The following is a 14,234-nucleotide window of genomic DNA, read 5'->3' on the forward strand; positions in this document are numbered from 1 at the left end:
TACCGGCGTCCGGGGAGCAGCCCCGGTGCACTGTACCCTCCGCTGGGGAGCGCAAACGGGGACCGATCGGAATCATGGGCGAGTGGAGCATCCAGCAGGCGCGCGATCTTTACAACACGGCGCACTGGGGCGGCGGCTATTTCGACATCGGTGCCGACGGCCGCGTGGTGGTGCATCCGGACGGCCGTGATGACAGTTACGGCATTGTGCTGACCAGCCTCGCCGAGGCCATTCAGGCGCGCGGTCTCTCCCTGCCGGTGCTGGTCCGCTTCGTCGACATTCTCCATGACCGCATCGATGGACTCTGTCAGGCCTTCGAGTCCGCCATGGCGGCGCACGACTACAGCGCTCGCTACACGGCCGTGTATCCCATCAAGGTCAACCAGCAGCGCCGCGTGGTGGAGGAGATCCTCGCCCACGGCAATCACCGCGTCGGCCTGGAGGCGGGCAGCAAGCCCGAGCTCATGGCTGTGCTCGCGCTAGCGCCGCCGGGCGGCACCGTGATCTGCAACGGCTACAAGGACCGGGAATACGTGCGCCTTGCCCTGCTGGGCCAGCAGCTCGGCATGGATGTGCGCCTCGTCATGGAAAAGCGCAGCGAGGTGGAACTGGTCCTCGGCGAGGCCCGGGACCTTGGCATCACCCCGCGGCTGGGCATGCGCGTGCGTCTTGCCTCCATCGGCACCGGCAAGTGGCAGAACACCGGCGGCGAGAAATCAAAGTTCGGCCTGAGCGCCTCCCAGGCCCTGGCCGTCGTCGAGCGGCTGCGCGCCGAAGGCCTGGAACACACCCTGGAGCTGCTGCATTTCCACCTGGGCTCGCAGATTCCCAACGTGCGTGATATCCGCCGTGGCATGCGCGAGGCGGCCCGCTACTATGCGGAGCTGCGGGCCCTTGGCGTGCCGGTGAGCACCGTGGACGTGGGCGGTGGTCTGGGGGTGGACTACGAGGGGACCCGATCCCGTAACTTCTGCTCCATGAACTACTCCGTCTCCGAGTATGCCGGCAATGTCGTCCATGCCCTGTGGGAAATCTGTTGCGAACACGGCCTGCCCCATCCGGACATCATCTCGGAGTCCGGGCGCGCTCTGACCGCTCACCACGCCGTGCTGCTCACCAACGTGATCGATCACGACGTGCCTGGAGCGCCGAACCCGGAGCCCCCCTCTGCCGATGCCCCGCAGGTGCTCCAGGACCTGTGGCGGAGTGTGGCAGAGGGTCCTGGCCGCTCGCCCATCGAGCGCTATCATGATGCCGTGCACGGCTTGCAGGAAGCCCAGGCGATGTACACCCACGGGGTGCTGAGCCTGCGCCAGCGGGCTCGGGCCGAAGAGCTCTACACCGCGATCTGCCGTCAAGTCCACGGGCAGCTCAGCCCGGCGGCGCGCAATCACCGCGAGGTGCTGGATGAGCTCAACGAGAAACTGGCCGAGAAACTCTTCTGCAACCTATCGATTTTCCAGTCCATCCCCGACGTCTGGGCCATCGACCAGGTCTTTCCCATCCTGCCGCTGGCGGGCCTGGAACGGCGGCCCACCGCGCGCGCCATCCTCCAGGACCTGACCTGTGATTCCGATGGCAGCGTGCAGTACTACGTGGACGGCGAGGGCGTGGAGAGCACGCTGCCATTGCCGCCGTTCCGCCCGGGAGAGCCCTATCACCTGGGGGTTTTCATGGTGGGCGCCTACCAGGAGATCCTGGGTGACATGCACAATCTCTTCGGCGATACCGCCGCCATAAACGTGCACCTGGAGGGCGATGGCTGCCGGCTGAGCGACCCGGTCCCCGGTGACACCGTGGAGCAGGTGCTGCGCTACGTGCATTTCGAGCGCGACAGCCTGCTGGCGGCGTATCGTGACAAGGTGGCCGACGCGGACCTGGATGCGAGGCGGCGTGAGGACTGTCTGACCGCGCTGGAAGCCGGACTGGCGGGATATACCTATCTCGAGGAGTGATGGCCGCGTCGCGGCCTCGGAACCCTAACAGGTGAAACGGAGGCTGATCGTCATGAAAGTCGGCGTGATCGGAATGGGAGCCATGGGCACCGGCATGGCCAGGAATCTGCACAAGGCGGGCTTGCTGGCGGCGGTGTGGAATCGCACACCCGAGAAGGCCAGGGCCATTGCCGATGAACTCGGTGCCGTGGCTGCGGTGGACCCGGCAAGCCTGGCACGCGAGTGCGATGCGATCATCACCTGCGTCTCTCGCGACGAGGATGTGCTGGCGGTCATGGATGCCATGGCCGGTGGGTTGTCTGCCGGCAAGACCGTGGTGGATACCTCCACCGTGGCCGTTGACACCGCCAAGCAGTCAGCCGCGAAGCTGGCCGCCGCCAATGTCGAGTTCCTGGACGCGCCGGTCTCGGGCGGCAAGGAAGGCGCCCAGAGCGGCCAATTGGTGTTTATGATCGGTGGCGATGCCGATACCGTGGAGCGCCTGCGCCCGGCGTTCGATGCCATGGGCAAGAGCGCCACGCATATGGGTGAGGTGGGGTCCGGCCAGGCCACCAAGGCCGTCAATCAGATCATGGTTGCCGGCATCAATCAGGGGGTGACCGAAGCGCTGGCGTTCGGCCAGGCGTCGGGGCTGGATATGGACAAGGTCATCGAGGTGGTAGGCGGGGGTGCGGCCGGTAACTGGTTTCTGCAGATGCGCGGCCCGACCATGGTCAAAGGCACGTTCGAGCCCGGCTTCAAGCTTGGGCTGCACCATAAGGACCTCACGATCTGCCGGCACATGCTGGATACCATGAACGTGGCGTTGCCCATCGTGGAAATGACGCTCAAGCACTACGAGCGCCTTATGGCGGCGGGTCACGGCGATGAGGACATCTCCGCGCTCTACCGGGACAAGCGCCAGCTGTTTCGTGGCGGCAACAAGAAATCGCTATAGGCGGGCCATGGCCACTGATCCGCGTGTCCAATCGTTCGCGCCGATCAACGACCTGGAACGGGCCCTTCTGGCGGCGCACAGCGGCGAGGGCAGTGCGCCGGATCTCATGCGCCGCCTGGCCGAGGGGCACGTAGCCATGCTCGTGGATCAGGAGTTCACAGAAACCGAACACCCGGAAGGCCTGCGGCCGCTGGTCCTCCAGGGCGCCCGCGCCACCCGTCCTTGGCGGATGGCGCGCCCTTAACCGCGCGTGCGCAGCAGCAGGCTGTCCACTTCCACACCCTGGAGCTGACTGCGCAGTGAATCCACCCGCTCGCGGTCGGAGAACGGCCCGATGCGGACACGGTGCCACGTCTCGCCGCTGTCCACTTCAACGCTCTGGATGTCCGCTCGCACACCCATGAGTGCGAGCCGGGCCTTGAGCTGGTCGGCGTCCTCGTGGGAGCGAAATGACCCCGCCTGCAGCATGTAGCGGGTATCCCCCTGCGCCTCCTGCGTCTCCTGCGCGTTGTCAGCTGCCGCAGGCGCTTGCTCCAGGTGCGGCGTGGCCACCTCCGGCGCCGGCGTCGCGGGCTGTTCGGTCGGTCCCGCGTCCGGCTCCGGCTCATCGGGGACGACCACCTCCATCTCCGAGAGCAGTTCGTAGAACTCGAAGCGCGGTCGATCCGACGAATCACTACCGTCATCGGCACTGCCGGGCGCGGCGCTCTCCGGCCCCGAGGCGAGGCTGGCGATGCCGTCGTCACGCGCGTGGTGCATGTGCACCAGCAGCGCGATGAACAGCCCGGGCAGCAGTCCGCTCAGGAACCAGACCCAGCGGGGCGCGTTGTGTTGAGCGGCTGGTCGTGGATTGCGCTTGGCGCCGCTGCGCTTGTTGTTTGCCATGCTCTCTTCCGTTGTCCGTTACATCGCTTCCGGCGCGGAGACACCGAGTAGGTGCAAGCCGTTGCGGATGACCTGGCGGGCTGCCAATACCAGATTAAGGCGCGCATCACGCAGATTTCGCTCATCAACCAGAAACTGGTGCGCGTTGTAGTACGTATGCACGTGGCTGGCGAGCTCCCGCAGGTAGTGGGCGACCTGGTGCGGTTCCCGTGCAGCGGCCGCGATCTCGATGAGCTCGGGGTAGCGGCCGATGGCACTAACAAGCTCCGTCTCGTGGGACTCGGTGAGCAGCGTCAGGTGCCGGTCGCCGTTGACCGGGTCGTAGGTGAGCCCTTTTTCGCGCAGCTGGACCAGCACACTGCAGATGCGCGCATGGGCGTACTGAATGTAGTAAACGGGGTTGTCGTTGGACTGGGATTTCGCCAGTTGCAGATCGAAATCCAGGTGCTGCTCCGGCTTGCGCAGGACGTAGAAGAACCGGGCCGCGTCCGCGCCGACCTCCTCGCGCAGCTCCCGCAGGGTGACAAACTGCCCGGAGCGCGTGGACATGGGCATGCGCTCGCTGCCGCGATAGAGAATGGCGAACTGCACGAGCCGAACATCGAGCTGCTCCGGGGGCCGGTCGAAGGCCTTCAGCGCGGCGTGGACCCGCGCAACGTAACCGTGGTGATCGGCGCCCCAGACGTCGATGCACGCGGTATGGCCGCGCTCGAATTTGTTCAGATGATAAGCGATGTCGGAAGCGAAGTAGGTCACGGCGCCGTTCTCGCGGCGCACCACGCGGTCTTTTTCGTCGCCGAAGGCACTGGAGCGAAACCAGGTGGCGCCGTCGGCCTCGTAGAGGTGGCCGGCTGCATGCAAGCGCTGTAACGCGTCATCCACGGCGCCGGATTCCGTCAACGAGCGCTCCGAGAACCACTGATCGTACGTGACGCCGAACGCGGCCAGGTCGTCGCGAATGTCCTCCAGCACGGTCTCCAAAGCGAGGCTGACCACCGCTGCGTACGCCTCGGGGCCGAGGAGGTCCTTGGTGCGGGAGACGAGCGCGTCGATGTAGTCTTCCTTGTCGCCGCCCTCGGAGCCGTCCAGGGGCAGCGACGCCAACACCACCTTCGCCGGGTGGAAGAAGCGGTCCTGCGCGCTGTTCCGTAGCCGTTGGGCGATGTCGCGGACGTAGTCCCCGCGGTAGGCATTGTCCGGAAAGCGGATCGCCTCTCCTTGCAACTCCAGGTGCCGCAGCCAGACGCTGGTGGCGAGAATGTCCATCTGCCGCCCGGCGTCGTTGACGTAGTATTCCCGGTTGACGTCGTAACCGGCGGTGGTCAACAGGCTCGCCAGCGTGCCGCCGAACGCCGCGCCGCGGCCGTGGCCCACGTGCAGCGGGCCTGTGGGGTTGGCGGACACAAACTCAATGTTGATCCGCTCGTCGGCACCCTGGTTCGAGCGGCCGTAGCGCGGCCCCTGCTCCAGGGCGTCACGCACCGCCCCGTAGGCCGCTTCGAAAGTGATGTCGATGTTGATGAACCCGGGACCGGCGATGGTGACGCCGGCAACCCCCGCGTCCTGCGGCATTGCCGCGACAAGGCGTTCCGCGAGTTCCCGCGGCTTCCTGCGCGCCTGTTTCGCCAGCACCATGGCCGTATTCACGGCATAGTCGCCGTGGGATTTGTCACGGGCGCGCTCGACCTGGATCTCGACCCGGGTGTCAGGCGGCAGCGTCCCGTCTGCGACGAGGCGGTCCACGGCGGTGGCAATGAGACTGCGAAGCTGTTCTTTCATGCGCGTAGCGGCGGCCGTTGCTCTTCAGGTGGTGGCGTATTATCCCGGTTCCCGGGGCGACCCACAAATCTGCGCCGCGGCAGCGCCATGCGCTGCGCCCGGCAACGCACCTGTTAGAACATCTCTTGCGGGTCCACGTCTATGGACCAGCGCACACGACGGGCACCGGGCAGGTCCTGCATTCGCGGTGACATTCGGCCCAGGAGTTCTTGCAGGGGTGGCCGGGTCGCGGCCTGCAGGAGCAGCTGGGCGCGGTATCGTCCGGCGCGCCGCTCCATGGGGGCGGGCACTGGCCCCATGAGCAGCACCTTCGGGTCGGCGAGGGACTCGCCGGCCTCGCGGACGGCGGCGAGATACGCGCTGGGCGCCTCGGCATCCACCGCCTCCGCCCGGATGAGCGCCAAGTGGGTGTGGGGTGGCAGTGCGGCCTCCCGGCGCTGGGCCAGCATCGTGCGCGCGACGCGAGCGTATCCGTCGCGCAGCAGCACCTCCAGTAATGGGTGTTCCGGGTGGTGGGTCTGCAGGAGCACCTCGCCCGGCCGCTCGCGGCGGCCGGCCCGTCCGGCGACCTGTGTGACCAACTGGGCCATGCGCTCCGGGGCGCGGAAGTCCGCGCCGAACAGCCCCTGGTCGCAGTCCAGGATCGCGACCAGACTAATACCCGGCAAATCGTGGCCCTTGGCGAGCATCTGCGTGCCCAGCAGGATGCGCCCTCCACCGTCTCGGGCCCGGCCCAGGAGATCGCTGATGGCCCCCCTGCGCCGGGTGCTGTCGCGGTCGATACGGATGACCCCGGCGTCGGGGAAGCGCTTGTTCAGCGCCTGCTCCAGCTTTTCGGTGCCCTGGCCGACATCGCGAAGATCGGTGCTGCCGCAATCCAGACAATGGCGGTCGACGCCCCGTTCGTGGCCGCAGTGGTGGCAGCGCAGGCGCCGAGCATGCCGGTGCCAGGTGAGGCGGGCATCGCAGCGCGGACAGCCCGCGACCCAGCCGCAGTCGTGGCACAGCAGCACGGGCGCATACCCGCGGCGGTTGAGAAACAGCAGCACCTGCCCACCGCTGTCCAGGTGCTGATCCATCCGCGCCAGCACCAGCCTGGAGACGCCGGCTTCCAGGGGTTGTCCACGGACGTCCACGAGTTCCAGGCGTGGCGGATGGGCCGCACCGGCGCGACGGGGCAGATCCAGCAACTGGTAGCGTCCGGTGACGGCGTTGTGCAGGCTCTCGAGCGACGGCGTGGCGGACCCCAGCACCAGTGGCACGCCGAGGTTGCGGGCGCGTACCGCGGCCAGGTCCCGGGCGTGATAACGAAAGCCGTCCTGCTGTTTCAGCGACGTATCATGTTCCTCGTCGACAATAATGAGCCCAGGTCGGGGTAATGGCGTAAACAGCGCTGATCGCGTTCCGATCAGGACGTCCACGTCGCCGTCTGCGGCGGCAAGCCAGGCGGCCTGGCGTTCGCCCTCCGCCAGGCCGGAGTGCAACACAGCCAGACGTCCCGGCACGCGCGCATTGAAACGCTCGATAAGCTGGGGTGTGAGTCCGATTTCGGGGACCAGCACCAGCACCTGTTCGCCGCGCTCGACCACGGCATCCATCGCCGCGAGATACACCTCCGTCTTGCCGCTGCCGGTGACGCCCTCCAGAAGGTGCGCAGTGAAATTGCCCAGGGACGCGACGATGCGCACGGCGGCCGCACACTGCGCCGCGTTCAGGGTCGGGGCGCTGCCGGCCCGCGGCGCACTGACTGATGGCACCGCCGGCGTCACCAGGCCCTGAGCATGAAGGGTGCGCAGGGCGTTGCGCCAGTTGCCGTCCAGGTTGGCCAGCGCCGCGGTGGGCAGGCCCTCGGGGTTTTCTACGAGACGTTCTATGACGGCTGCCTGTCGCGGGGCCCGGCGGCGCAACTGCTCGGGGTCACACGCCTGACCGGTGCGCGTGAGTTGCCAGCAGTCCGCAGCCCGTCGCCGCGCTGGACGCCCCTTGCGCAGCGGGGTAGGCAGCATGCCGGCCAGCACCTCCCCGGGGGGGTGGTGATAGTACGCGGCAGCCCAAAGGCCCAGCTCCAGGACGTCGGGAGGCAGGATGGGGGTGTCATCCAGCAGTTCCTGAATGCATCGCAGGCGTCCGCCGTCCACCCGCGCCCGTGTGTCACTGCCGGTGACCACGCCCACCACATGCCTGCGGCCGAATGGTACCCGCACCCGCATGCCTGGCGCCGGCTGCTCCCCTGAGTCGGGCGGCAGGTAGTCAAGTGTGCGGCCGAGTGGCGCTGGGACGGCCACCTGAATAACGAGCGCATGAGGCATTGTGCTTCCAGTTGGGGCGGAACCCGCGGGCAGTCTACCGATCTTTGGGCCGTCGATGTCAGCGTCGGCGTGTTTGTCATGCCTACACAGAGCCTGTGGACAACTCTGTGGATTTATTTTCCGGATTGCGACGGAGTTCCTTGTTTCATGGGTACCATTGTTGTATAGAGCAGACAGCGGCGAACGAGTGGCACATCAGTAAAACAATGACTTATGTGCGCCTCCAAGTGTGACGGGGCGGGTTGCGCCAGGATCAGGGTCTTTGCTTAGGGACGGGACGGCGGTGTGTATAACCCGCGGCTTTTGTCAACCTCGGATCGCGCCCGGTTGCACTGGGGCGATGGTTAACACCGCGCCGATCAATGCGGTGCGACGCCTGTGTGAGACCTGGAAGGGGCTGGCCCACGGGTACGGCACGGCATGCGCGCGGCCTGACCGGAGAGCGCTGATGGATGATTCCCTGAACAAACGGGATGCCGCCTGGGCTGGCCTGGCCCGGCTGTATGGCGAAGCGGGTGTGAAGGAGATTTGCCTGCTGCTTCAGGATCGGGCGGGGGTGTGCGTTACAGCCCTGCTGACCGTTGTCTGGAGTGCGGCGGCCGGGCACGGGCCGCTTCGACCCGAGGCGGCCGCCGCGGTGGTCGCGATCAGCGAGCGTCTCGAGGCCGACGTGTTGCGCCCACTGCGCCGGGCCCGCAACGGCCTGCGGGGGGATGCACGCCGGGATGCACAGGCCGCTGCACTGCGCCAGAGTCTGCTCCAGCGGGAGTTGGAGGTGGAGCGTTTAGTCCAGGAGAGGGTGTTGGCGCGGATTCGCCCGTGCGGCCGTCGGGATCACCCGGGGGACGCGGGCGATGATGCCCGCGTGGCCCTGGAGCGGTACCTGACCAGCCTGGGTGTCGCGGCCACGGCCGGGTTGCGGGCACCGTTGCGGCGGATTGTCACGGTCGCCGTGGCGGCGCGGTAGCAGGGCGAAAAAAAGGCCGCCCGGAGGCGGCCCCTTTCGTGCGGCAGGCACCAGGCTGTCAGAGTTCCTTGATCGCTGCCGCCATTTGGCTGCCCACCTTCTGGGCGTCGCCGAAGACCATCTTGGTCTTGTCGCCGAAGAAAAGATGGTTCTCCACGCCGGAGAACCCGGTACCGCGACCGCGCTTGATCACCAGCACGTTCTCGGCGTCTTCCACCTCCAGAATGGGCATACCGTAGATCGGGCTGGACTCGTCGGTCTTGGCCGCCGGGTTCACCACGTCATTGGCGCCGATGACCAGCACCACATCGGTGAGCTTGAAGTCCTCGTTGACCTCTTCCATGTCGAAGATGAGATCGTACGGGACCCCGGCCTCGGCCAGCAGCACGTTCATGTGCCCCGGCATGCGGCCTGCCACCGGGTGGATCGCGAACTTGACGTCCACGCCACGGCCCTGCAGCCCCTGCACCATCTCCCAGATCTTGTGTTGCGCCTGAGCCACGGCCATGCCGTAGCCCGGAACAATCACCACGCGCTCGGAGAATGCCATGAGGTACGCCGCATCCTCGGCGCCCATCTCCTTCATTTCGCCTTCGGGGCCCTCGGCGGCCGCGACGGCATGGGTACCGAAGCCGCTGAAGAGCACGTTAGCGATCGATCGGTTCATGGCTTTGGCCATCAAAACCGTGAGTAGCATACCGGCCGCACCCACCAGAGTACCGGCGATGATCAGGGCGGCGTTACCGAGCACGTAGCCCTTGAAGCCAACCGCTAGCCCGGTGAGGGCGTTGAACAGCGAAATCACGACCGGCATATCGGCGCCGCCGATGGGAACCGTCATGAACACGCCGAGCACCAGGGCCAGGACGAAGAATACAAAGATCGAGAACACGCCACCGGAGAAGAACACCCAGATCCCGGCCAGGACCACCGCCGCAAACAGGACGATGTTCACAATCTGCTGCGCGGGCATCAGGCTGTTGCGTTGCATGCGCCCATCCAGCTTCGCCCAGGCGATCAGCGAGCCGGAGAAGGCGACGGAACCGATCAGCCCGCCCAGCACGGCCAGTACAGCGACGTCGGCACCCATCTGCTGAAAGATGGCGTTATCGCCGGTTTCCACCAGCTTGCGCTGGGCCTCCAGCAGTGCTACGGCACCAATGCCGCCGGCCGAGCCGCCGCCCATGCCGTTATAGAGCGCCACCATTTGCGGCATCTCGGTCATCTGCACCTGCTTGGCGGTGACCCAGGCCAGCCCCCCGCCGATGCCGATGGCGATGATGATCAGGAGGTAGTTGGCGAATCCGATAATCGTCGGATCAAAAAAGGTGACGAGCGTCGCGAGCACCATGCCCACGCCAGCCCACATGACGCCCTTGCGCGCCGTCCTCGGCGAACTCATTGCCTTGAGCCCGACGATAAACAGAACGGCTGCCAGGAAATAACTCAATTGCATCAGCGTTGCCATTCCCGTGCCCCCTTACCTTAGCTCTTGCTGCTCTTGAACATCTCGAGCATGCGTTCGGTGACCACGTAACCCCCGACGGCATTACCGGCACCCAGAAGCACGGCGATGAAGCCGATGAGCTGCTCCATGGGCGTCTGCGCGTGTCCCAGGACGATCATTGCACCGATGACGACGATGCCGTGGATGAAGTTGGAGCCGGACATCAGCGGCGTGTGCAGGATGACCGGAACCCGGGAAATCACTTCATACCCCGCGACCGCGGACAGCATGAAGATGTAGAGTGCAGTGAAACCCTCGATCATGACTTCTTGCCTCCTTCCAGGCGTTCACGGGTCGGCCCGTGCTTGATTTCGCCGGCGTGCGTCAGGCAGCTATCCGCCTGGACCTGGTCGTTCCAGTCCAGTGCGAGCTTCCCGTCCTTAACAATCAGCGCCAGGAAGTTGTACAGGTTGCGGGCATACATCTCGCTGGCATGCTGGCATAGCGCGCTGGGCACGTTCTTGGGCCCCGAGACGGTGACACCGTTGTGGTCCACGTCCTTGCCGGGCTTGGTGACTGCGCAGTTGCCCCCGGTCTCGGCAGCAAGGTCAATGATCACTGCGCCGCGCTTCATGCGCTCCACGGTGGCCTGGTCGATAAGCTTCGGCGCCGGCTTGCCTGGAATGGCCGCTGTCGTGATGACGGCGTCCGCCTTGGCCACGTGATTCGCGAGCACATTGGCCTGCTGTTTTTTCTCGTCCTCGGTGAGTTCGCGGGCATAGCCGCCTTCACCTTCCGCCGTGACGCCCGTCTTGATGAACTTACCCCCCAGGGATTCGACCTGTTCCTTGGTGGCGGAGCGAACGTCATAGGCTTCCACGATGGCGCCCAGGCGCTTGGCGGTGGCTATGGCTTGCAAGCCCGCCACCCCAACACCGATGACAAGCACGGTGGATGGCCGGATGGTTCCGGCAGCCGTGGTCAGCATCGGAAACAGCCGTGGGCTCAGGTTCGCCGCCAGGAGCACGGACTTGTAACCGGAAATCGATGCCTGCGATGAGAGGGCGTCAATGGACTGGGCGCGGGTGATGCGCGGAACCAGCTCCATGGAGAAACTGGTGATTTTGTTCTTGGTGAATGTCTTGACGCGTGTGTCGCCCTCGTGAGGTGACATGAACCCTACAACGACACTGCCCTCTTTGAGCTTGCCGGCTTCTTCAACGGTCGGCGGCTGGACCTTCAGGATAACGTCGGCATCTTGGTAGAGATTGTCAGCCGAATCCACGATTTTGACGCCCTGGTAGGCGTCGTCGTTGAAGCCGCTCTCCATGCCAGCGCCGGATTCCATTAGAATCTCTACGCTCAGCTTGTCGAGCAGCTTGATCACGCTCGGCACCAAGGCCACCCGACGTTCTCCTGTCTGGGTTTCCTTGGGCACGGCTACACGTATTGCCATGATGGGTGTCTCCCCTCTTCTCAACAGGGTTGGTTCGAGTAATCGGCAGCGGTAGGCCTTGGCCGCCACCGAGGCTTTGTCAACTCCTAGGCTTCGGTGACGGATGGTGCCCTTGCCATGGCACCTGCTATGGGCCTGCTCTCCCCCGACCGCAGTCCCGTACAAGTAAAACGCGGTCGGATAGGCCGCCCGCGCTGGCAGTTAGAGGATAGCTCATGTTCCCGGGGTTTTGAAGGAAAGGTCTGATGAATAAAGGGGCAATCTGTCGACGGTAGCAGGCGGGAAAGGCCAGGCCCTGGCACGCCCTTGAACTCGGGTTCTGCCGGCGGCATTAGTGGGAAATCCCGACAGCAGGCACTAGGGGTGGATGGCTGCCTCAGGCGTAAATCGTCACTACCTGGTTGCGGCCTGCAGCCTTGGCACGGTAGAGCGCAGAGTCGGCGCGACGCAGCACGGCCCGCGTGGTCGGATCGTCGGGGCGGAGAGCAGTCACCCCGAGGCTGGCCGTTATCCGACCGACAGTCTCGACGTCGCGACTGCAGACGCACTCGCGCAGGCGTTGGGCGATGCCTGCTGCATGCTCAATGTTGGTCTCAGGCAGTAACGCCACGAACTCTTCACCGCCCCAGCGGGCGAGGGCGTCCGGGCTTCGCAGGATAGCGCCCAGACGTCGGGCAATCTCGCGCAGGACGGCGTCACCCACATCATGTCCGAATGTGTCATTGACGCGCTTGAAATGATCGATATCCAGCAGGATAAGGCTTGCTGGCGAGTGGTACCGACGGCAACGATCGAGCGCGTCGCGGAATTTGATATCGAATTGGGAGCGGTTCCAAAGCCCTGTTAGCGGATCGATGGTTGCTCGTCGCTCCAGAATATCCTGCGCCTTTTTTGCGTCGGTAATGTCAACGATCGTGCCGACAGTGCGGCCTTGCTCGTGATCAACGGGATAGGAACGCGCACGCACCCAGCGGATTGTGCCGTCGGGCCGGACGATTCGATAGGTTTCGTCGAATGCGACCGGAGTCTGCTGCGCGCGCGCGAACGCGGTCTCGACTCGACGCCGGTCGTCCGGGTGTACGCCCTCCAAATAGCCGGAAGGGTCTGCATACAGCAACTCGCGGCTGCGTCCCCAAATACGCTCATAGGCCCTGTTAACGTAGAGCAGCGCGTCGCTGGTGCGAAGCCAGACCACTTCCTCAATACTCTCGGCAATCTGCCGAAGCCGCTCCTCGGCTTCTTTTAGCTGTTGAACATCCGTGTGCGTGCCCGCGATCATTAGTGGCTGCCCCTCCGGCGTCCTGCTCACGACTTTGCCGCGGTGCTGAATCCACTGCCACCGCCCGTCCGCTCGCCGGTAGCGGAGCTCCTGGGAGAGAGAATCGCCGGATTGCAGTTGCACCCGGAACTCGTGCGAGGCGGCCTCACGATCATCGGGATGGATGAGCTGCAACCAGTCCTCGTAAGTCAGCACGGTTGATGCCTGGTCGCCGTCATGGCCGAGTAGCTGCCACGATACGACGTCCCATTGGCCACGATCCCTGTCAACGTCCCATTGCCACAATCCGAATCGGGTCGCCTCCTGGGCCAGGCGGAACCACTCGTACACCTGCTCCAGATGTCGCCGCGCATGAAAGGACTCGGAGATGTCCTCGAGCGCGATGACGACTCGCTCAATTGCGTCGTTGGGCCCACGTATGGGCGCCGCATTCACTCGGAGGTAACGCCGCGGCCCGTCCGCCAAGGCAATGGCGTATTCGGCACCGCGAACGGGCTGCCCCGTGGCCATGACTTTCGCAAAGGGCTGATCCTCGCACGGCACAGAGTGTCCATTGATGTCTGCGATGTCCCAGTTCTGGTCGTGGTACCGAGAGTTGACAAACAATTCACGAGAGCACTGAAGGAGGTCCACGGCCGCGTCATTGACGTAGGCGAAGCGACCGTCCGGCTCGATGACGAGAACGCCGAACAGGTTTGTCCGAAAGACCTGTTCGAGGTCATCGCACTGTCGACACCGCCCCGCTGCTTCAGGTACGCAGAGTTCCCGCGGGATTTCAGGTTCACGCATGTTTTGGTGAGTCCAGGTCGCGCATCAAGCGGTTGCGCTGTCTGGCCCCGTGCCACGCCAGGCAGCATACATCGGCTCTATCCGCAGCTCCGAGTTCCCATGGGTCAGGGGTCCTGTACGCCCGACGCGTTGAACGAGCGCGGGCGTTCGGCAGTGGCACTCAATACTATCTCAGGTTACTCATGCCGGCGAAGCCACCGCTGGCCGCAGGAAGGTCGGACCGGCGTCAAGGCGGTCCCGCAGCTTCAGGCGCTGCCCCAGTCCAGTATACCCGACGGATACAGGAGCCTAGTGTCCTGTGCCGCAAATGACGTTACGATTGTCGCGGCCCTGACGGCCCCTGGCGGCGTTGCGCCTCCTCGCCGTAGTCCCCGCTACGCCTCGTCGGCGCGCCTTGCCAGGAACCGTCAGGATCCACGCCAATTTTCGCA

The 14,234-nt window shown here is 65.1% G+C and carries 11 protein-coding genes; 4 read left to right on the plus strand and 7 right to left on the minus strand.

Annotated features, from left to right (window positions below; translation table 11 throughout):
- The first annotated feature begins 74 nt into the window (after nucleotides 1-74).
- Genes speA through QZT63_RS10400 form a run of 3 tightly spaced genes read left to right on the plus strand, consistent with a single transcriptional unit; the run spans nucleotide 75 to nucleotide 3,136 of the window.
- Nucleotides 75-1,955, plus strand: a complete 1,881-nt coding sequence (gene speA, locus QZT63_RS10390) for a biosynthetic arginine decarboxylase (protein ID WP_290650935.1) — start codon at nucleotides 75-77, stop codon at nucleotides 1,953-1,955.
- A 52-nt stretch (nucleotides 1,956-2,007) separates the two neighbouring features.
- Nucleotides 2,008-2,892, plus strand: coding sequence for an NAD(P)-dependent oxidoreductase (locus QZT63_RS10395; RefSeq protein WP_290650936.1), 885 nt, complete (start codon nucleotides 2,008-2,010; stop codon nucleotides 2,890-2,892).
- Between the two features lie 7 nt (nucleotides 2,893-2,899).
- Complete coding sequence (locus QZT63_RS10400) at nucleotides 2,900-3,136, plus strand: hypothetical protein (protein WP_290650937.1); 237 nt, start codon at nucleotides 2,900-2,902, stop codon at nucleotides 3,134-3,136.
- Here QZT63_RS10400 and QZT63_RS10405 read toward each other — a convergent pair.
- The 3 genes from QZT63_RS10405 to QZT63_RS10415 form a co-directional block, all read right to left on the minus strand.
- Entirely contained in the window at nucleotides 3,133-3,777 is a 645-nt protein-coding gene (locus tag QZT63_RS10405) for an SPOR domain-containing protein (RefSeq protein ID WP_290650938.1), read from the minus strand. The genes QZT63_RS10400 and QZT63_RS10405 overlap by 4 nt on opposite strands.
- 18 nt (nucleotides 3,778-3,795) lie before the next feature.
- Nucleotides 3,796-5,556, minus strand: a complete 1,761-nt coding sequence (gene argS, locus QZT63_RS10410) for an arginine--tRNA ligase (protein ID WP_290650939.1) — start codon at nucleotides 5,554-5,556, stop codon at nucleotides 3,796-3,798.
- Nucleotides 5,557-5,669: 113 nt separating this feature from the next.
- Nucleotides 5,670-7,865, minus strand: a complete 2,196-nt coding sequence (locus tag QZT63_RS10415) for a primosomal protein N' (protein ID WP_290650941.1) — start codon at nucleotides 7,863-7,865, stop codon at nucleotides 5,670-5,672.
- Nucleotides 7,866-8,313: 448 nt separating this feature from the next.
- Here QZT63_RS10415 and QZT63_RS10420 point away from each other — a divergent pair, with 448 nt between their 5' ends.
- Nucleotides 8,314-8,832 (plus strand): TIGR02444 family protein, encoded by a 519-nt coding sequence (locus QZT63_RS10420; RefSeq protein WP_290650943.1) that lies wholly within the window; start codon nucleotides 8,314-8,316, stop codon nucleotides 8,830-8,832.
- 58 nt (nucleotides 8,833-8,890) lie between these two features.
- Here QZT63_RS10420 and QZT63_RS10425 read toward each other — a convergent pair whose 3' ends face one another.
- The 4 genes from QZT63_RS10425 to QZT63_RS10440 all read right to left on the minus strand — a co-directional run bounded on the left by QZT63_RS10425 (nucleotide 8,891) and on the right by QZT63_RS10440 (nucleotide 13,803).
- Nucleotides 8,891-10,300 carry an NAD(P)(+) transhydrogenase (Re/Si-specific) subunit beta gene (locus QZT63_RS10425; protein WP_290650945.1) on the minus strand — a complete coding sequence of 470 codons (1,410 nt, stop codon included), beginning with the start codon at nucleotides 10,298-10,300 and terminating at the stop codon, nucleotides 8,891-8,893.
- 17 nt (nucleotides 10,301-10,317) lie between these two features.
- Nucleotides 10,318-10,602, minus strand: coding sequence for an NAD(P) transhydrogenase subunit alpha (locus QZT63_RS10430; protein ID WP_290650947.1), 285 nt, complete (start codon nucleotides 10,600-10,602; stop codon nucleotides 10,318-10,320).
- Entirely contained in the window at nucleotides 10,599-11,735 is a 1,137-nt protein-coding gene (locus tag QZT63_RS10435) for a Re/Si-specific NAD(P)(+) transhydrogenase subunit alpha (RefSeq protein WP_290650949.1), read from the minus strand. Before QZT63_RS10435 ends, QZT63_RS10430 begins: the two co-directional genes overlap by 4 nt.
- A gap of 376 nt (nucleotides 11,736-12,111) precedes the next feature.
- Nucleotides 12,112-13,803 (minus strand): diguanylate cyclase, encoded by a 1,692-nt coding sequence (locus QZT63_RS10440; protein ID WP_290650950.1) that lies wholly within the window; start codon nucleotides 13,801-13,803, stop codon nucleotides 12,112-12,114.
- Between the last annotated feature and the right edge of the window lie 431 nt (nucleotides 13,804-14,234).

Source organism: Aquisalimonas sp. (genome assembly GCF_007120195.1).
Lineage (GTDB): Bacteria > Pseudomonadota > Gammaproteobacteria > Nitrococcales > Aquisalimonadaceae > Aquisalimonas.